Origin of the sequence: Ponticoccus litoralis (assembly GCF_039769985.1) — a bacterium.
In the GTDB taxonomy this organism is placed as follows: domain Bacteria; phylum Pseudomonadota; class Alphaproteobacteria; order Rhodobacterales; family Rhodobacteraceae; genus Ponticoccus; species Ponticoccus litoralis.
The window spans coordinates 286,592-304,800 of sequence record NZ_JBDNCH010000002.1 but is presented as its reverse complement, the minus strand read 5'-3'; the positions used below and the strand labels follow the sequence as shown (position 1 = coordinate 304,800).

General features: G+C 68.0%; 8 protein-coding genes and 6 pseudogenes. 8 read left to right on the top strand and 6 right to left on the bottom strand.

All coding sequences use genetic code 11. The annotated features are described in order from the left end of the window. Window positions 1-395: 395 nt before the first annotated feature. The 3 genes and pseudogenes from ABFB10_RS02530 to ABFB10_RS02520 form a co-directional block, all read right to left on the bottom strand. Window positions 396-1,403, bottom strand: coding sequence for an ABC transporter permease (locus ABFB10_RS02530; protein ID WP_347165238.1), 1,008 nt, complete (start codon window positions 1,401-1,403; stop codon window positions 396-398). Continuing rightward, complete coding sequence (locus ABFB10_RS02525; protein ID WP_206563401.1) at window positions 1,396-2,403, bottom strand: ABC transporter permease subunit; 1,008 nt, start codon at window positions 2,401-2,403, stop codon at window positions 1,396-1,398. Before ABFB10_RS02525 ends, ABFB10_RS02530 begins: the two co-directional genes overlap by 8 nt. Window positions 2,404-2,802: 399 nt before the next feature. After that, window positions 2,803-4,504 (bottom strand): annotated as a pseudogene (locus ABFB10_RS02520) (peptide ABC transporter substrate-binding protein). A 254-nt stretch (window positions 4,505-4,758) separates the two neighbouring features. Here ABFB10_RS02520 and ABFB10_RS23925 point away from each other — a divergent pair. From ABFB10_RS23925 to ABFB10_RS02505, 4 genes and pseudogenes are all read left to right on the top strand, one after another. Continuing rightward, a pseudogene (locus ABFB10_RS23925) lies at window positions 4,759-5,280 on the top strand (ATP-binding cassette domain-containing protein); the annotation flags it as partial. A 100-nt stretch (window positions 5,281-5,380) separates the two neighbouring features. After that, a complete protein-coding gene (locus ABFB10_RS02515; protein ID WP_430522983.1) occupies window positions 5,381-6,589 on the top strand; it encodes an ATP-binding cassette domain-containing protein in 1,209 nt (402 codons plus the stop codon). Between the two features lie 387 nt (window positions 6,590-6,976). Then, a pseudogene (argE, locus tag ABFB10_RS02510) lies at window positions 6,977-8,139 on the top strand (acetylornithine deacetylase). A gap of 505 nt (window positions 8,140-8,644) precedes the next feature. After that, a pseudogene (locus ABFB10_RS02505) lies at window positions 8,645-9,812 on the top strand (M20 aminoacylase family protein). 302 nt (window positions 9,813-10,114) lie between these two features. Here ABFB10_RS02505 and rsgA read toward each other — a convergent pair. After that, window positions 10,115-11,149: a ribosome small subunit-dependent GTPase A gene (rsgA, locus tag ABFB10_RS02500; protein ID WP_347165236.1), complete on the bottom strand. Its 1,035-nt coding sequence runs from the start codon at window positions 11,147-11,149 to the stop codon at window positions 10,115-10,117. A 248-nt stretch (window positions 11,150-11,397) separates the two neighbouring features. On the opposite strand from rsgA, the gene ABFB10_RS02495 reads away from it, so the two are divergent. After that, window positions 11,398-12,192 carry a glycosyl transferase gene (locus ABFB10_RS02495; protein ID WP_347165235.1) on the top strand — a complete coding sequence of 265 codons (795 nt, stop codon included), beginning with the start codon at window positions 11,398-11,400 and terminating at the stop codon, window positions 12,190-12,192. Window positions 12,193-12,244: 52 nt separating this feature from the next. On the opposite strand, the gene ABFB10_RS02490 is transcribed toward ABFB10_RS02495, so the two are convergent. Then, window positions 12,245-13,063 carry a universal stress protein gene (locus ABFB10_RS02490; RefSeq protein WP_347165234.1) on the bottom strand — a complete coding sequence of 273 codons (819 nt, stop codon included), beginning with the start codon at window positions 13,061-13,063 and terminating at the stop codon, window positions 12,245-12,247. 332 nt (window positions 13,064-13,395) lie between these two features. Here ABFB10_RS02490 and fabF point away from each other — a divergent pair, with 332 nt between their 5' ends. After that, a complete protein-coding gene (gene fabF / locus ABFB10_RS02485) occupies window positions 13,396-14,658 on the top strand; it encodes a beta-ketoacyl-ACP synthase II (protein WP_347165233.1) in 1,263 nt (420 codons plus the stop codon). A gap of 16 nt (window positions 14,659-14,674) precedes the next feature. Next, window positions 14,675-15,833 (top strand): annotated as a pseudogene (gene mltG / locus ABFB10_RS02480) (endolytic transglycosylase MltG). 68 nt (window positions 15,834-15,901) lie between these two features. On the opposite strand, the gene ABFB10_RS02475 reads toward mltG, so the two are convergent. Continuing rightward, entirely contained in the window at window positions 15,902-16,246 is a 345-nt protein-coding gene (locus ABFB10_RS02475) for an MmcQ/YjbR family DNA-binding protein (protein WP_347165231.1), read from the bottom strand. Between the two features lie 224 nt (window positions 16,247-16,470). Here ABFB10_RS02475 and cysS point away from each other — a divergent pair. Further along, a pseudogene (gene cysS / locus ABFB10_RS02470) lies at window positions 16,471-17,926 on the top strand (cysteine--tRNA ligase). Window positions 17,927-18,209: the final 283 nt, after the last annotated feature.

Below are 18,209 nucleotides of genomic sequence, written 5' to 3'. Positions count from 1 at the left end.
TTGTCGGGCGTGATGTCTGGGTGGAGAGTAGAGCCATCTGCCGGATTGAGGATGCCGGCAATGTGGGCCGGTGTTTCAAGGCCCGTGAATGAACGGCACGCAGGTTGGTCCGGTACGGCAGCGCGGGGCTACAGCGCATCGGGCCCGCGAGCCACGCGCTCCGGGGGCCTTGATTGGGGTTCGACTGACGTTCTGTGATATCGCTGTGCCGAAGGCTGGTGGCGCGCTTGGCCCGGCTCGCCGATCCCGATGATGCGCGGCCCGAATTGCATCCTGCGAGCGTCCCTTGCCGCCGCCCGAAGACGGGTATCCCTGCCCGGGCCGACCCGAACTTGCCGTTGCGTCGCTTTCGCGTTCCCCGCCCGCGCCGATTGCGCGGGCGGGGGACCATGGCGTCAGCGGCCCCGGATGCGTGGGTCGAGCGCGTCGCGCAACCCGTCGCCGAGGTAGTTTACCGAGAGCACCGTCAGCGAGATGGCGATGCCCGGCAGCATGACCCGTTCGGGGAAGCGTTCCATCCGCTGCACCGCGTCCGCCAGCATCTTGCCCCATGTCGGGAAGTCCGAGGGGAAGCCCACGCCCAGAAAGCTCAGGGCGCTTTCGGTGATGATCGCCGTGGCCAGTCCCAGCGCCGCCGAGACCATGATCGGCGAAAGCACGTTGGGCAGCAGGTGCCGCCGGATGATCTTGCCGTTCGACGACCCGATGGAGCGTGCGGCAAGCACGAACTCGCGCTCCTTGATGGCCAGCACGTCGCCGCGCACGATCCGCGCCGTGGGCATCCACGAGGTGATCGCGATGATCGTCACGATCAGGATGAACATGCCGCCCTCGGGGCCGAAGTTGGCCCGCAGCGGTTGCCGGAACAGCGTCACCGCAAGCAGCAGCAGCGGCAGGATCGGCAGCGCGAGGAACAGGTCGGTGGTGCGCATCAGCAGCCCGTCGAGGCGCTTGAAGTAGCCCGCCATGACGCCGATGGCGGTGCCGATGATCAGGCTCAGCAGCATCGCCGCCCAGCCCACCGCCATCGAGGCGCGTCCCCCCGCCAGCATCTGCGCGAGGTTGTCGCGGCCCAGCTGGTCCGACCCCGAGGGCTTGGCCCAGGAGACCTTGGCCGAGCCGTCCCACAGCGTGGTGTAGATCGGCCGCAGGTCCTTGTTGCGGATGTCCAGCTTTTGCGGATCGACCGTCCAGATGTAGGGGCCGACCAGCACCGCCAGCGTGATGAAGGTCAGGAAGCCCAGCCCGAACATTGCGCCCTTGTGCTTGCGGAACTGGTCCCAGACGTCCTTCCCGCGCGAGCGGGGCGGCTGTGTCGGGCCCTTGTCCTGCAGCGCCGCGATGGGGGCGGCGGCCTCTGCGCCTTCGGCGAGGATCACATCGTCCTGCGGAGAGTCAGTCATAGCGGATCCTCGGGTCGAGAATGCCGTAAAGGATATCGGCGATCAGGTTGAACATCACGATAAGCACCGCGAAGATGAAGGTCAGCGTCATGACCATGGGCAGGTCGTTGGCGAAAAGCGCGGTCAGCAGAAGCTGCCCGATGCCGTTCACCTTGAAGACGCTTTCGGTGATGATGGCGCCGCCGAAGATCGACGGGATCCCCAGCGCGATGACGGTCACCACCGGGATCATCGAGTTGCGAAGGACGTGGACCATGACGGTGACGGCCTCTGACAGGCCCTTGGCCCGGGCGGTGCGCACGTAGTCCTGATTGAGGTTGTCCAGCATCGAGGCGCGCATGTAGCGCGACAGCTGCGCGGTGATCTGAAGCGCCAGCACCATGACCGGCATGATCATCTGTTGCAGCTGGACCTTGAAGGTGGCCCAGTCGACGACCCGGTGCGTGGTATCGTAGATCGAGGGGAACCAGCCAAGCTGCACGGAAAAGATCACGATCAGCAGGGGGCCGGTGAAGAAGGGCGGGATCGAGAAGCCGATCATCGTCACGAAGGTGCCCGCCTGATCGAAGACCGAATACTGGCGGTAGGCCGAGTAGATGCCGACCGGGATCGCGATCAGGATGGCGACGATATAGGCCACGCCCACCACCCAGAGGGTCTGCGGGATGCGCTGCAGGATGATGTCCATGACCGGGCTGCGGGTCTGCCACGAGATCACCCGCAGCTTGCCTTCTGAGAAGGTGGTGCCCAGCCAGTGGTCGATCAGCACCTGCGGCTCGATCCAGAAGACCTGGACCAGCCATTTCCAGTATTGCACCAGCGGCGGCTCTCCGAGGCCGAGGGCCTGCCGCATCTTCTCCTTGACCTCGGGCGGCACGGTCAGGGGGACCTGCGCCATGGGGTCGCCGGGGGCGAGCTGCAGCAGCATGAAGATGACGAAGCTGATGAAGATCAGCGTCGGGATCGAGAGCAAGAGTCGTCGGATCGCGTATGTGAGCAAGGGTTACTCCCCTGTCTGGCTTTGTCGGTGGCGGTGGATGCACGTCCCCTGCGGCCCCGGGGACCGAAGCGGGGGGCATGGCGCGGGAAAGGCGGGGGGTGCGACAGGGGCGAGGCGGGTCACCTGCGCCGCAGCAAGGGCGGCGCGACCACGGGTCGCCGGATCTGTCAACGCGCGGAAACGCGGGCGATGCTGCCGGGGTGCCGGGGCAACCGGTGGCCGCATGGCGCCATTCAGGAACCCGCAGCCGTCGTGCCGGAAGGGTCTTTCTGGCTGCCGGAGGTCCGTCGTCATCGCGGGGCGGGCCTTTCTGCCGGGGCGGCGGCGATGTCGGGGCAGGCCGGGGCGGCGCCCGGCCTGCACGAGGGCGCGCGACAGGCGCGCGCCCGGTTCCGGGGCTTACTCGGTGCGATACCAGTCAGCCACGTTCCACAGCTCCGAATCCCAGACGTTCAGATCGACGCCGCCAAGGGTGTTCGAATGCGCCGACAGGCGGCCACGGTGCACCAGCGGGATCATGCCGCCGCGCTCGAAGGCCATCTTCGACAGCTCGCGGTCGATGCGCTGACGCTCTGCCGGGTCGGCGGTCTTGGTCAGCTCGGTGTGCAGCGCGTCGTACTCCTCGTCGCAGAAGCGGCTGATGTTCTCGCCCTGCCACTGGGTTTCGGGGCGCGGAGCCTTGTCGCACAGGCCGTTGCCAAGGTAGGCCTGCGGGTCGGTGCCGTTGAAGGTGTTGGCGTACATCTCGACGTCGGCATAGAACTTCTGGAAGGTGTCGGGCGAACCCGGGTCACCGCCGAAGAAGACCGACGAGTCGACATTGCGCAGCTCGACCTCGAAGCCGATCTGCTCCCACCAGTCCTTGATCAGCGCCTCGGAAGTCCTGGCGCACGGCATTGGTGGAGGTCTGGTAGAGCATCCGCAGCTCGACGCCGTCCTTCTCGCGGATGCCGTCGCCGTTGCTGTCGACCCAGCCGGCCTCTTCCAGCATCGCCTTGGCGCCCTCGATATCCTGGACATCGCAGCCCTCGGCATCGGTCCAGGCAAAGGCCTCGGGCGCGGGGACCCAAGAGCAGGTCACGCGACCGGCCTGACCATAGCCCACCTCGACCAGAAGGTTGCGGTCGATGGCCATGGACATGGCCTTGTAGACCGCCGGGTCCGACAGATAGGGGTGCGGGCGCACGACCGAGCGCTCATCCGGCCCGAGGTTCGGGTCGGGGTTGGTGTTGTTCAGCATGATGCGTTCCATCAGCGGACCAAAGCCCGCCACGGCGACGCCTTTCCCGCCGGCTTCCATCTCGGCAATGACGTCGGGCGCCAGCTGAAGGTTCCATGCGTAGTCGAACTCGCCGGTTTCCATCACGGCGGTGCCCGCCGCGGCCGCGTCGCCGCCGCCCTTGAAGTTGACGGTCGCGAAGGCCGGCTTGTTCGGGTCGCGGTAATTGGGGTTCGCCGACAGCGAGATCACGTCGTTGGGCTTGAACTCGTCCACGACGAAGGGGCCGGTGCCGATGGGGCCAAAGTTCTCATCGGTGCAGGTCGAGGCGGCGGCGCCGACGCAGTTCTCGAACTGGGCCTTTTGCAGGATCGGGCTTTCGTTGCCCACGAAGGCGGAATAGGGCACCGGCTGCGGTTCGTCGAAGGTGACCACGACGGTCAGCTCATCCGGGGTTTCGACGCTGGCGATGCCCTCGAACTTGGTCAGCTGCGCGCAGCCGCCTTCGGGATGGGTGCAGTATTCGTAGGTGAATTTCACGTCCTCGGACGTAAAGGGCGTGCCGTCGGACCACACGAGGCCCTCGGTCAGCTTCCAGGTGATCTGGGTCAGGTCTTCGGTGACGCCGCCGTTGTTGACGGTGGGGATCTCGTCCACCAGCCAGGGCACCAGCTCGCCGGAGGCGTTGTAGCGGGCCAGCGGCTCGACGATGATCGACGATGCTTCGGTATCCTTGGTGCCGCCCGACAGGAAGGGGTTCAGGATCGACGGCGCCTGCCAGTAGATGATCCGCACTTCGCCGTCAGAGCCGCGCTCGGCCATGGCGGCTGGTGCGAAGGCCACGGCAGCGGCAGCCCCCAGCATCAGGGTCTTGAGTTTCATGTCACTCTCCTAGTTGGCGGGACGGGCCTTCGTGGGCCGTCCACGTTCTCGCATTGGTGGGGAACAGTGATGCATCCCGAATTCCGGCACGCAATGGCCGGGGGTTTGAAATGACATCCAACGCTCTCTCACTGGGTCCATCGAAACAGATGATGCGCAAAATGCAAGCATTGCCTAAAGGAAGTGCACCGCCACCCTTTACAGGCGGCTTTGGCAGGCCGTAGCCTTCTGTGTCAGACAGACAGAGGACCGCCATGCTGGACGCCGCCCCACACCCGATTGCCCGCATCGAAAACCTGCGGGTGGAGTTCCAGACCAAGTCCGGTCCGGTGGTGGGGGTCGAGGATGTCTCATTCGAGATCGGCCCCGGAGAGACCGTCTGCGTGGTCGGCGAGATCGGGATCGGGCAAGTCAGTCTCGTCGCTGTCGCTGATGCGGCTGATCGAATACGGCGGCGGCGAGATCGCCGGGGGCCGCCTGCTGTTCGACCGCAAGGAGGGGGCGAGATCGACCTCGCCGCCACCGACCAGTCGCTGATGCGCACGATCCGCGGCAACGAGATCGGCATGATCTTCCAGGAACCGATGACCGCGCTGAACCCGGTCTTCACCGTGGAACGCCAGCTGACCGAGGGCCTGCGCGTGCATCGCGGCCTGTCCCGGAAAGAGGCCGCCGCCGTGGCGCTGGACCTGATGAAGCAGGTCCGCATCCCCGAGGCCGAGCGGCGGCTGAAGCAGTACCCGCACGAGCTGTCGGGCGGCATGCGCCAGCGCGTGGTGATCGCCATGGCGCTGGCCTGCAAGCCGCGCCTGCTGATCGCCGACGAACCCACCACCGCGCTGGACGTGACGATCCGAGGCGGAAATCCTCGCCCTGATGGACCGGCTCAAGCGCGAGACCGGGACGGCGGTGATGTTCATCACCCACGACATGGCGGTGGTCGCCCAGATGGCCGACCGCGTCGTGGTCATGTTCCGCGGCAACAAGGTCGAGGACGGCACCGTCGAAGAGATCTTCGAGCGCCCGCAGCATCCCTATACCAAGGCTCTGCTGGCCGCCGTGCCCAAGCTGGGCGAGATGTCGGGCACCGATCTGCCCGCGCCGATGCGGCTGGTCGGGCAGGCGGGTCCGCCGCCGCAACCGATCCCGGGCACGCAGGAGCCGCTGCTGAAGGTCGAGAACCTGACCACGCGCTTTGCCGTCCGGGGCGGGCTCTTCCGGCGCACCGTCGCCAATGTGCACGCGGTCGAGGATGTGTCCTTCACGCTGAACAAGGGGCAGACCCTCAGCCTTGTGGGCGAAAGCGGCTGCGGCAAGTCCACGGCGGGGCGCTCGATCCTGCGTCTGGTCGAGCCGATGGCGGGCACCATCGATCTGGACGGCACCGATGTCATGGCGCTGCCGCCCTCGGGCCTGCGCGACATGCGGCGCGAGATGCAGATGATCTTTCAGGACCCCTTCGCCTCGCTGAACCCGCAACTGCCGCTCGCCGATCAGGTGGCCGAACCGATCCACAACTACGGCGTGGCCAAAGGCTCTGCGGTGATGGACAGGGTCGCCAACCTTTTCGACCGGGTCGAACTGCCGCGCAGCTTCATGCGCCGCTTCCCGCACGAGCTGTCGGGCGGCCAGCGCCAGCGCATCGCCATTGCCCGCGCGCTGGCGCTGAACCCCAAGCTGATCGTCGCGGACGAGGCGGTTTCGGCGCTGGACGTCTCGGTTCAGGCGCAGGTCATCAACCTGATGATGGAGCTGCAGGCAGAGCTGGGCCTTGGCTATGTCTTCATCAGCCACGACATGGCGGTGGTCGAGCGGGTCAGCCACCACGTGGGCGTGATGTACCTTGGCCGCATCGTCGAGCTGGGGCCGCGCCGCGCCGTCTTCGAGAACCCGCAGCATCCCTATACCCGCGCCCTGATGAAGGCGGTGCCCATTGCCGATCCGCGCCGCCGCAAGTCCGAGAAGGACCTGAACTTCAAGCCGATTCCCTCGCCGATCCACCGGGTTGGGCATGAGCCCGGGCCGTCGGTCTACCGCGAGGTCTCTCCGGGACACAGGGTGCTGACCTCCGACAGCGGGTACTGATCGGCGCCGCAGGAGGGTCGGCATCCGCACGGCCTCTGCTGGCGGCGGTGCGTCTTGGTGTGTCTCGACCGACGGCGCGCTCCCCGACCGGACGCGCCTTGCGCGTGGCGACAGGGAAGGGGACATGGCCTCTCTCTGCCCAGAGGGCGGGCACTGCCCCGGTTCTGACCGGGCGGCGGGCCCTGCCGAACCCGGCCACGCGGTGCCAGCCCGCCTCTGGCCCGCCCGCTGCCTCGGGGGACCACTGCCGCGCCATGGCTGCCGGGCGCGCCGAGGACAGGCAGGGCCGCCACCCGGTTGCCCGCCCGCGGGACACGCACGGCCCCTGCCGCGCTGCCGCATGTGCCGGGGCTTTCCTTCCGCTTCGCGCCGGGGCAGGGTCTGTGCATGACACAGACCCTTTCCCCCCGCGAGATCCTCGACCGTCTCGTCGCCTTCCCCACGGTCAGCCGCGACACCAACCTGCCGCTGATCGACTGGGTGCAGGGCTACCTTGCCGCCCATGGCATCGAGGCCGGGCGCCACGTCAAACCCGACGAGCCCGGCAAGGCCGCGCTTTTCGCCCATGTCGGACCGCCAGAGCCGGGGGGCGTCCTGCTCTCGGGCCATACCGACGTGGTGCCGGTGGACGGGCAGAGCTGGACCGCCGATCCCTTCACGGTGACAGAGCGCGACGAGCCGCCTCTACGGGCGCGGAACGGCGGATATGAAGGGCTTCGACGCGATGGCCATCTGGGCGGCGGTCGAGGCGCAGAAGCGCGGCATCACGCGGCTCGCTGCAGCTGGCGCTGTCCTACGACGAGGAAATCGGCTGCGCCGGGGCGCCGCCGCTGATCGAGGCCATGCAGCACCTGCCAAGGGCCTCGGATGCGATCATCGGCGAACCGACGATGCTGAAGCCGGTCGCGGGTCACAAGGGGGGCGTGACCTGGTGGGTGCATGTGCATGGTTTCGAGGTCCATTCCTCGATGCTGCACACCGGCGTCAACGCGATCATGTACGCCGCCAAACTGATCGACTGGGCCAACGGTCTGAACGCCTCGCTCATGGCGGCAGAGCCGCAGGGCCTCGCCGCGCTCTTCGACCCGCCCTATACCAATGCCCATGTCGGGCAGGTCCGGGGCGGCACGGCGCATAATATCACCGCGAAGGACTGCGAATTCGGCTTCGGCTTTCGCGTGGTGCCCGGCGAGGACCTCGACCTCTGGCGGCGGCTCTTCGCCGGGCGCGTGGCAGAGGTGCAGGCCGAAATGCAGGCCGTCCGCCCGGAGACATGGATCGAGGTCGAGGAACGCTTTGCCCTGCCGCCGCTGGCCCCGCGCAGGGACAACCCCGCCGAGGAACTGGTCCGCCGCCTGACCGGCGAGAACGGCCAGAGCTTTGTCAGCTACGGAACCGAGGCCAGCCATTTCCAGGCGGCGGGCTACAACGCCGTGGTCTGCGGCCCGGGCTCCATCGGGGTGGCGCATCAGGGCGACGAATACATCTCGACCGCGCAATTCGCCGAAGGCCGCACCTTCATGGAACGCCTGCTGCAATCCCCGGCCTGAGCACGGGCCCGCAAGCCCCCGGCATCCCGGACATCCACCCGGCCCGGGCTTCTTTGGTCCGACAAATACCTCGGGGGGCGCCCGCAGGGCGCGGGGGCAGAGCCCCCTCCCACCGGGCTCATCGTCTCGACGGCCCGTCCGGCGTCCCCGCACCCGGCGCTCTGCCGCGCCGTTCTGTCGACGGGCAGGGCGCGCGCCGGGACCGGCAGCCGTCGGGCCGCCAGCGGGCGCCTGCGACAAGGGCGGCCCGGCCCCTGCCGCAGGGGCCGGGCCGGCTGCCGGTTGCCCGGGCGCAGGCCGCGGTGCGGAAGACCCGTCGCAGGGCGGTCGCCGGTGCGCCCATCCGTCGGGCCGCCTCACCCGGAAAACCCATGTCCCGCGCATCCACAGGCTTGCGGAGGCCGCCGCCATTCCTATGCTCTGCAACAGGACCGGCCCCGCGGGGCCGCCACAACAGGAAGGCCGCGCCCGGCGCCTGCCGCCGCCCGGGGCCGAAGGAGAGAGCATGCCCGTCAAGAACCGCTTCGCTGAACTGCACGCCGAGATCACCGGCTGGCGCCGCGACCTGCACGAGAACCCCGAGATCCTGTTCGAGACCCATCGCACCTCTGCCACTGGTGGCCGAGAAGCTGAAGGAATTCGGCTGCGACGAGATCGTCACCGGGCTGGGCCGCACCGGCGTTGTCGGGGTCATCAAGGGCCGCCAGACCGGGTCCGGCAGGGTGGTGGGCCTGCGCGCCGACATGGACGCCCTGCCGATCCACGAGGCGACGGGGCTGGACTATGCCTCGAAGACGCCCGGGGCCATGCATGCCTGCGGCCACGACGGCCACACCGCCATGCTGCTGGGCGCCGCCAAGTACCTGGCCGAGACGCGCAACTTCGACGGCACCGTGGTGGTGATCTTTCAGCCCGCCGAAGAGGGTGGCGGCGGTGGCCGCGAGATGTGCGAGGACGGCATGATGGAGCGGTTCGGCATCCAGGAGGTCTATGGCATGCACAACTGGCCGGGCCAGCCGGTCGGCAGCTTCGCGATCCGTTCCGGCGCCTTCTTCGCCGCCACCGACCAGTTCGTGATCGATGTGACGGGCAGGGGCGGCCATGGCGCCAAGCCGCACCAGACCGTGGATCCGGTGGTGATCTCGGCCCAGATCGTGACGGCGCTGCAAAGCATCTCGTCGCGCAATGCCGATCCCGCCGACCCCATCGTGGTCTCGGTCACCGCGATCGAAAGCTCGTCCAAGGCCTTTAACGTGATCCCGGCGCGGGTGCAGCTGAAGGGCACGGTGCGCACCATGTCGAAGGAGAACCGCAAGTTGGGCGAAGAGCGGCTGAAGGCGCTGGCCACCGCGACCGCCGAGGGTTTCGGCGGCACCGCAGAGGTCACTTGGCTGCCGGGCTATCCGTCGATGGTGAACACCGAGGCACAGACCGCCTTTGCCGCCGATGTCGCCGAGGCGGTCTCTGGCGCCTGCGACCGCGCGGCGGAGATCACCATGGGCGGCGAGGATTTCGCCTATATGCTGGAGGAACGGCCCGGCGCCTATATCCTCGTGGGCAACGGCCCCTCCGCGGATGTGCACAACCCGGAATACAACTTCAACGACGAGGCGATCCCGGCGGGCTGTTCGTGGTGGGCCGAAATCGCCGAACGCCGCATGCCGCTGGCCTGACGGGGCCGCATGGGGCCGGATGGGGCGCCCGACCCAGCCGGGGGCTCGGGTCGGGCACTCCGGCCTGCGGGCGCGTGGAAGGGGGCTCTGCCCCCGCCTTCGGCTCCCCCGAGGTATTGGGGAGACCAGAGAAGCAGGGGACGGTCCGGGAACTGCCCCCGATGCGTTTTCAGGGGGCGCTTTCGACGGTCTGGCGGAGCCGCGATCGGGGAGGGGGCGCTGCCCCCGCCGCTGCGCGGCCCCCGGGATATTTTCCGACAGAAGAAGACGGGGGCTGCGCGGCGCCGATCCCGCGTCCCGTGTCAGCGGCCTTGGTTGCGCTTTTGCCGCCCGCGCGCCTGCCCGCCCTTGACCATCTTGCCGAAGGCCTTCTGGCGCGAGCGGGTCTGCGAGAGGCTTTCCGAGTTGTAGCGGTCTTCGAGCATCAGCTTTTGCCAGCGCTTCAGGCGGTCCGGGTCGATGTGGCCCGCATCGAGCGCCGCGCGGATGGCGCAGCCCGGTTCGGTGTCATGGGCGCAGTCGTTGAAGCGGCACTGCGCGGCGATCTCGGTGATGTCGTCGAAGACCTCGCCGATGCCGTCCTGGGCGTCGGCCAGTTGCAGCTCGCGCATGCCGGGGGTGTCGATCAGCCAGCCGCCGGCGCGGGTGCGCACGAGGCTGCGGAAGGTTGTCGTATGGCGCCCCTTGGCATCGTCCTCGCGGATGCCCGCCGTGGCGGCGGTCTGTTCGGTCAGGGCATTGCGCAGGGTTGTCTTGCCCACGCCGGAGGAGCCGACCAGCGCCAGCGTCCGGCCCGGCCCGCACCATGCGGTCAGGCGGCCCGCGTCCTCCATGTCCTTGGCGTTCAGCGCCAGCGCCGTCACCAGCGGCGAGAGCTTCTCGGCCTGGCGGCGGTAGTCGTCGGCGTCCTCCACCAGGTCGGCCTTGGTCAGCACCACCGGGGGCAGGCATCCGGCGCTGGCGATCAGGGCGAGGTAGCGTTCGAGCCGCGCGAGGTTGAAATCGGCGTTGCAGCTGGTCACCACCGCGATGGTGTCGATATTGGCGGCGATGCGCTGGCGCTCGACCGTATGCCCGGCGGCCTTGCGCGTCAGGTCGGTGGCCGGGTCCAGCCGGCGCAGGGCGCTGGTGCCGTCGCTCAGCACCCAGTCGCCCACCGCATAGGCGCCGGCGCGCTCCGAGGGGATCAGCATGGCGTCGCCCGTGGACCCGAGGGCGCGCAGGCGGTCGCGGTGGACTTCGGCCACGCGCATCGGTTTCAGGGTCTCTTCACCGGCGGTCAGCTGGCGTGCGAAGGCTTCCGACCATCCGAGGTCGGCAAGTGTCGTGTCAGTCAATGGAAACGGTCCCGTACAGGCATCACATCAGGCGCCGCGCAGGGGCGACGCCGGTGTCTTGCTCGGGCAACGCGGCCTCAGGCGCGCGCGGCCCGGAAGGGGGATGCAATCTCCATCATGCCTCCGGCCATCGGGGTTTTACTGGGGCGCCAGACTACGCCCGCCGCGCCGCGTGCGCAAGGGTGCCGCTGGTCTTTCCGCGGGCCACTTGCTAATCGGCACCCGGGGCCAGCCGGGAAGGAGCCGCGATGACCGTCAACATCATGTGCATCAAATGGGGCACGCTCTTCGGGCCTGAATACGTGAACCGTCTCTATTCCGGTGTACGCCGCCACCTGTCGCGCCCGGTGCGCTTTCTCTGCATGACCGAGGACGCGGCGGGCCTGCACCCGGATATCGAGGTGCTGCCGCTGCCGGTCGAGCCCTTCGCCGGGCCGATGGGCGAGGCGCTGAAGGTGGCGAACCGGCAGGGCGCCATGCGCAAGACCTCGCTGTTCCGGCCCGGCCTGGTGCCGGATCTGGAGGGGCCGGTGCTGGGTTTCGACCTTGATGTCGTGATCACCGGCGGGCTGGACGAGATCCACGACCTTGCCCCCGGCACCGTCGCCATGCGTCACGACTGGACCGAGAAGCGCAAGGGGCGGCCCACGGGGCACGGTTCGGTCTTTCGCTTCGATCCGGCGCGGCACGGGTTTCTTTATGACGACCTTGCAGCCAACCCCTATGCCGAGGTCGAAGAGGCGCGCGGGTCCGAGCAGCGCTATACCTCGCACAAGGCGATGGATCGCGGGGTTTTCACCTATATCCCAGAGCCCTGGGTGGTGTCCTTCAAGTATGACTGCAACCCGTTTCCGCTGAATTACCTGCGCCCGCCGCAGTTGCCCGAAGACGCCCGCGTGGTCTGCTTTCACGGCCACCCGAAGATGGACGAGGCGATCGAGGGCTATTCCGGCTCGGTCATTCGCCGCTCGAAACCCTGCGGCTGGCTGCGCGACCACTGGATCGACCGCGCCCGCGCCGATCTGGGCGCGGACTGGGCCTGACGGTCGCGCATCGCGTGGCAGGCGCCGGGGCCATCCCCGGGCGCCTGTGGTTCTATGGCTTGGCGGCGCGCACGATCAGCAGGTCGTTCGGGGGATCGCGCACCATGTCGGCGGCGAAGGAGCCGAGCCCGCTGAAGGACAGCGGCCGCGTGGTTGCCCCGATGGCCAGCAGGTCCGGGCCGAAGGACAGGATCTCCTGCTGCACCGCCGCGCCGAGCGGGCCGTGGATCAGCGGGACCTCGGGATGTGGCGCGTCAAAGCTCTGGACCCAGTCCGCGGCCTGGTCGCGGGTTTCGGCTTCGACCGCGCGGGCATAGTCCGACCCCTTGCCGCCGGTCAGGCCCTCGAAAGGAGCGGACCAGACGTGGAAGATGCGGCAGGTCGCATCCGCGGCGATGGTCTTGGCCGTTTCCACCGCGCGGGCGCAGGTGGCGGAGAAGGCCACCGGGGCAAGCACCCGGCGGTAGTCGCTCAGCACCGGGTCGACGACCATCAGCACCGGTGTCAGCGAGCGCGAGACGACGCTTTCCACGGTGGTGGCGCGCAGCCCGTCGAGGACGCCGCGCTGCCGGTGCCGCCCCATGACCACCAGGTCGAGATCCGGTGAATTGACCTCTTCGATCAGCAGCGCAAGCGGATCGCCGGTTTCGACCCTTATGTCATAGGTGACGCCGGTGCCGAGTTTCCCGGCAATCGCTTCAAGCCGATGACGCGCCTTGGCGCCGATCTCTTGCGCGAAATCCGAGGCATAGGACTCGTCGACGACGGTGAGCAGGGTCAGCGGCGTGTCAAGCCTGCGCGCAAGGTCGAAGGCTCTTTCAACGGCCCGGTCAGAGCGGTCAGACAGATCGGTGGCGACAAGCAGGGGCATGGAAAACCTTTAATTGGTGACAACGGGCGGGTTTATCCCGGTTGAAGGTAGGCAGTCCCCCTGAGAGGGTCAAACCCTTTGGGGTGGAATTGCCCCGGCGCAGGGTCGGCGCGTTCCGGATGGCCCCCGGACCGCGACGGGGCAGAGGCGCCCGTGCCGGGGCCGCCCGCCCGGGCCCGATGCAAACGGTCGCGACCAGCGGTCCTGCCAGCGGCAGGCGCGGGCCGACAGAGGCGGCGGCGCCACGCCAAGGCCGCGCGCGCACTCTTGCCCCCGGACCGCCTCGCACGGTAAGAGCGGGACAACAGAGAGACGAACGAAAGGGCAGATCCATGGCACGTCGCGTTGTGGTCACAGGGCTTGGACTGGTCACCCCGCTGGCCTGCGGGGTCGAGGAAACATGGTCGCGCCTGCTGGACGGGCAGTCCGGGGCGGGCACCATCACCAAGTTCGACGCCAGCCATCTGGCCACGACCTATGCCTGCGAGGTGCCCTATGGCGACGGCACCGACGGCACCTTCAACCCCGATCTCTACATGGACAAGAAGGAACAGCGGAAGATCGACGAGTTCATCCGCTTCGGCATGGCCGCCGCCGCGCAGGCGGTCGAGGATGCGGGCTGGGCGCCCGAGGACGAAGAGGCGCAGCTGCGCACCGGCGTCATGGTGGGCTCGGGCATCGGCGGTCTGTCGTCGATCGCCGACACCGCGCTCTTGATCCGCGACAAGGGCCCGCGCCGCGTCTCGCCCTTCTTCATCCCCGGCGCGCTGATCAACCTGATCTCGGGCAATATCTCGATCAAATACGGCTTCAAGGGCCCGAACCATTCGGTGGTCACCGCCTGCTCGACCGGCGCCCATGCCATCGGCGACGCGGCCCGGCTGATCAAATACGGCGACGCTGACGTGATGGTCGCGGGCGGCGCTGAGGCGGCGATCTGCGAAATCGGCATCGCGGGCTTCAACGCCTGCAAGGCGCTCTCGACCAAGCGCGCCGACGATCCCAAGGCCGCAAGCCGCCCCTATGACGCCGACCGCGATGGTTTCGTCATGGGCGAGGGCGCGGGCGTTGTCGTGCTGGAGGAATACGAGCACGCCAAGGCGCGCGGCGCCAAGATCTACGCCGAAGTCTGCGGCTACGGGCTGACCGGCGACGCCTACCACATCACCGCCCCCTCCGAGAGCGGCGAGGGCGGCGAACGCTCGATGAAGGCGGCGCTGCGCGATGCGGGCCTGCAGCCGGGCGATCTGGACTACATCAACGCGCATGGCACCTCGACCATGGCCGACACCATCGAACTGGGCGCGGTCGAGCGCCTCTTGGGCGATGCCGCCTCCAAGGTCACCATGTCCTCGACCAAATCCGCCACCGGGCACCTTCTGGGGGCTGCCGGCGCGATCGAGGCGATCTTCTCGATCCTCGCGATCCGCGATCAGGTCGCGCCGCCGACGATCAACCTGGACAATCCGGCGGTCGAGACGCCCATCGACCTGGCGCCCAACGCCAAGCGTGCCCGCGAGGTGCGCTATGCCCTGTCGAATTCCTTCGGCTTCGGCGGCACCAATGCCAGCGTGATCTTCGGCAAGGCCGACTGAGCAGGAGACTGACCCGATGTGGCGCAATGTTGCCTCGAACGCGCTGACCTTTCTGGTCGTCGCGGTCTTCCTCTTTGGCGGGCTGCTGCTCTGGGCGCAAAACGAATACTCCGCCGAAGGTCCGCTTCAGGCGCCGATCTGCCTTGAGGTGCCGCGCGGCACCAATATGAGCCGCGTGTCGGAGAACCTGTCCGGGCAGGGCGCGGTCAGCAGCGCCATGCTGTTCCGGCTGGGCGCCGATTACACCGACCGCACGCAGCAGCTGAAGGCCGGGTCCTTCCCGGTGCCCGAGGGCGCCTCGATGGCCGAGATCGTCGATATCGTCACCCGCGGCGGCGCCTCGACCTGCGGGACAGAGGTGGTCTACCGCATCGGCATCACCCGCGCGGTGGTCGAGGTCCGCGAGATCGACCCGCAGACCGAGCCGCTACGAGCAGCGCGCCGAGTTCACGCCGGGCGAGGGTGAGGCCCCCGAGGTCTATGCCTCCGTGCGCGAGGCGGGCGACACCCGCTACCGCGTGGCGCTGGCCGAGGGCGTGACCAGCTGGCAGGTCATCGAGGAACTCAAGCAGGTCGATATCCTCGAAGGCGAGGTCGCGGTGCCCGAAGAGGGCGCGCTGGCGCCGGACAGCTACGAGATCACCCCCGGCGACACCCGCGCCAGCGTGATCGAGCGGATGCGCCGGGCCCAGGAGCTGATCCTTGCCGAGGCCTGGGCGGATCGTGCCGACGGCTTGCCGCTGGAAAGCCCCGAAGAGGCGCTAATCCTCGCCTCGATCATCGAGAAGGAAACCGGCAACGCGCAGGAACGCTTTGACGTGGCCGCCGTCTTCGTGAACCGGCTGGAGCAGGGCATGCGCCTGCAGACCGACCCGACGGTGATCTACGGCATCACCAAGGGCCGTGGTCCGCTGGGCCGGGGCCTGCGTCAATCGGAACTGCGCGGCGCGACGCCGTGGAACACCTATGTGATCGACGGGCTGCCGCCGACCCCCATCGCCAACCCGGGCCGCGCCAGCATCGAGGCGGCGCTGAATCCCTCGGGCGCCGACTACCGCTACTTCGTGGCAAAGACGCTCGATCCCGTGGACGGCCACAATTTCGCGGTGACGCTCGACGAGCACAACCGCAACGTCGCCGCCTACCGGGCGCTGGAGCGGGAGCGCGACAACTGATACGGGCGGGGCGATTTCTTCCAAAGAAATCGCCCCGAATTCTTTAGGAGAATTCGGCCCGCGCGCGCTCAGCCCTCTGCGATGGCCCGCTGCGCCTTCTTCGTCAGCCCGCCGAAGACCAGCGCGTAAGAGCTCTCGATCCGCTCGCGCAACTCGTCCTCGGGCACCGCGTCCCAGTCGACCTGCACCCAGGAGCGGTGGAAATAGGGCGCCTTGACCGCCCGCTCCATGCCGATCAGCGCCTCGGCATCCGCGATGGAGGGCGTCTTGACCGACACCCCGCCGCCCTGCGCGCCGATGCAGGCGAACATCTTGCCGCCGACCTTCCACGCATCGTGCCCGCCGCCCCGGGGGTCGGACCATTCGGCGCCCTTCAGCGCCCGGCAGATCGTGTTGACAGTCTCGCGGCTCATGGCGCCAAGGGTGCGCCGGGGCCGCCGGCAATGCAAGGGCCAGGTGGCGCTTGGCGGGCGCCGCGAAACCTGCTAAGGCCTAGGGCCATGAAGATCACCGCAACTCTCATTTGCATCATCTGCTGACCACGGTCGGGGCCCCCGACCATGGCGGGCCGGTCTTCTATTCCCTCTGACGGATGAAGTTGCTAAGCCCGCCGCGACCAACGCGAAGGACCGGGCCTATGGACATCACGCTCACCAATACCCGCACCCGGCGGAAGGAGACCTTCACGCCCATCGACCCCGGGAATGTGCGTCTCTATCTCTGCGGTCCCACGGTCTACGACCGCGCCCACCTTGGCAACGCGCGGCCCGTGCTGGTCTTCGACGTGCTCTACCGGCTCTTGCGGCATGTCTACGGCGCCGACAATGTGACCTACGTGCGCAACTTCACCGACGTTGACGACAAGATCAACGCCACCGCGCTGGCCCGCAAGGAAGCCGGGGCCGAGGGCACGCTGGAAGCGCTGGTGCAGGAGCGGTCGGACGAGACCATCGGCTGGTATCACGCGGACATGGACGCGCTTGGCGCGCTCAGGCCCGATCACGAGCCGCGCGCGACCGGCTACATCGCCGAGATGGTCGCCATGATCGAGGACCTGATCGCGCGCGGCCATGCCTACGAGGCCGAGGGGCATGTGCTCTTCGCGGTCGAGAGCTACGCGGCCTATGGCAAGCTCTCGGGCCGGTCGGTCGACGACATGATCGCGGGCGCGCGGGTCGAGGTGGCGCCCTACAAGAAGAACCCGATGGACTTCGTGCTGTGGAAGCCCTCCTCGGACGAGCTGCCGGGCTGGGCGTCGCCACTGGGGCCGGGGCCGTCCGGGCTGGCACATCGAGTGCTCGGCCATGAGCCACGCGCTTCTGGGCGAAAGCTTCGACATCCACGGCGGCGGCAACGACCTGATGTTCCCGCACCACGAGAACGAGATCGCGCAAAGCTGCTGCGCCCACCCCGAGGGCGACTTCGCCCGGTTCTGGCTGCACAACGAGATGCTGCAGGTCGAGGGCAAGAAGATGTCCAAGTCGCTGGGCAATTTCTTCACCGTCCGCGACCTCTTGGATCAGGGCGTGCCGGGCGAGGTCATCCGCTTCGTCATGCTGTCCACGCATTACCGCAAGCCGATGGACTGGACGGCGGAGAAGGCGGCGAATGCAGAGAAGACGCTGCGGCGGTGGAGAAGTCTTCTTTCGGAGGTGTCTCCGGGTAAGCCGTTTAAAGATGTTGAAAAATTTCTCGCGGACGATCTGAACACTGCCGGAGCGCTGAACGCCTTGAGCCATTTCGGGCAGGTACTGTTTCAGAAGGCTGGGAACTCTTGGGAAGGCTCCGAAAGCCTTCGCAAAGATCGCGAGACATTCGAACTGGCGCAAGGTTTCGTGGCTTCTGCGCGTTTGCTCGGTCTCCTGAGCGAAGAGATGGGCGGCTGGACGGAGGTTTCAGTGGACCTTTCCGCCATGGCTTCCCGACTTGCCGAGGCCCGCGCGGAGGCCATGCAGAGCAAGGACTTCTCCGAGGTGGATCGGCTGAAGCAGGGCTTCATCGCCGCCGGGCTTGAGGTGCGCATGTCCAAGGAAGGCGTGGAACTGGTCCCGGGCGCGGGCTTCAACCCTTCGAAACTGGAGGGTTTGCTGTGACACCTCCATTCAAAGCGCCCGCCCGTACCGCAGGCCGGGCAGCCCCCGACCGCCCCGTCCCGCCAAAGGCGGGCCGATGTTAAACGGCGCACCTCCGGTGCGACGGGCGGGGGCTTCACCCCCACCCGCGGACGGGGCCTGCCCTTTGCGCTTGTTGGCACCCATAGTGATATGCATGGCAGCCTCCTTGCCGACAAACTGCCCATCGCGCCTGTCGGCCTCCTCGCCGATGGCGCCGCACCCAGCCGAGGTCGCGCGTCCAGCCTGCGCACCCGCCGCGCCG

What these genes read in the sequence shown, in the direction of transcription:
- ABFB10_RS02530 (WP_347165238.1), bottom strand. Translation starts at nt 1,403, where the DNA reads ATGACTGACTCTCCGCAGGACGATGTGATCCTCGCCGAAGGCGCAGAG.
- ABFB10_RS02515 (WP_430522983.1), top strand. Translation starts at nt 5,381, where the DNA reads ATGGACCGGCTCAAGCGCGAGACCGGGACGGCGGTGATGTTCATCACC.
- ABFB10_RS02495 (WP_347165235.1), top strand. Translation starts at nt 11,398, where the DNA reads ATGACCGTCAACATCATGTGCATCAAATGGGGCACGCTCTTCGGGCCT.
- ABFB10_RS02490 (WP_347165234.1), bottom strand. Translation starts at nt 13,063, where the DNA reads ATGCCCCTGCTTGTCGCCACCGATCTGTCTGACCGCTCTGACCGGGCC.
- fabF (WP_347165233.1), top strand. Translation starts at nt 13,396, where the DNA reads ATGGCACGTCGCGTTGTGGTCACAGGGCTTGGACTGGTCACCCCGCTG.
- ABFB10_RS02475 (WP_347165231.1), bottom strand. Translation starts at nt 16,246, where the DNA reads ATGAGCCGCGAGACTGTCAACACGATCTGCCGGGCGCTGAAGGGCGCC.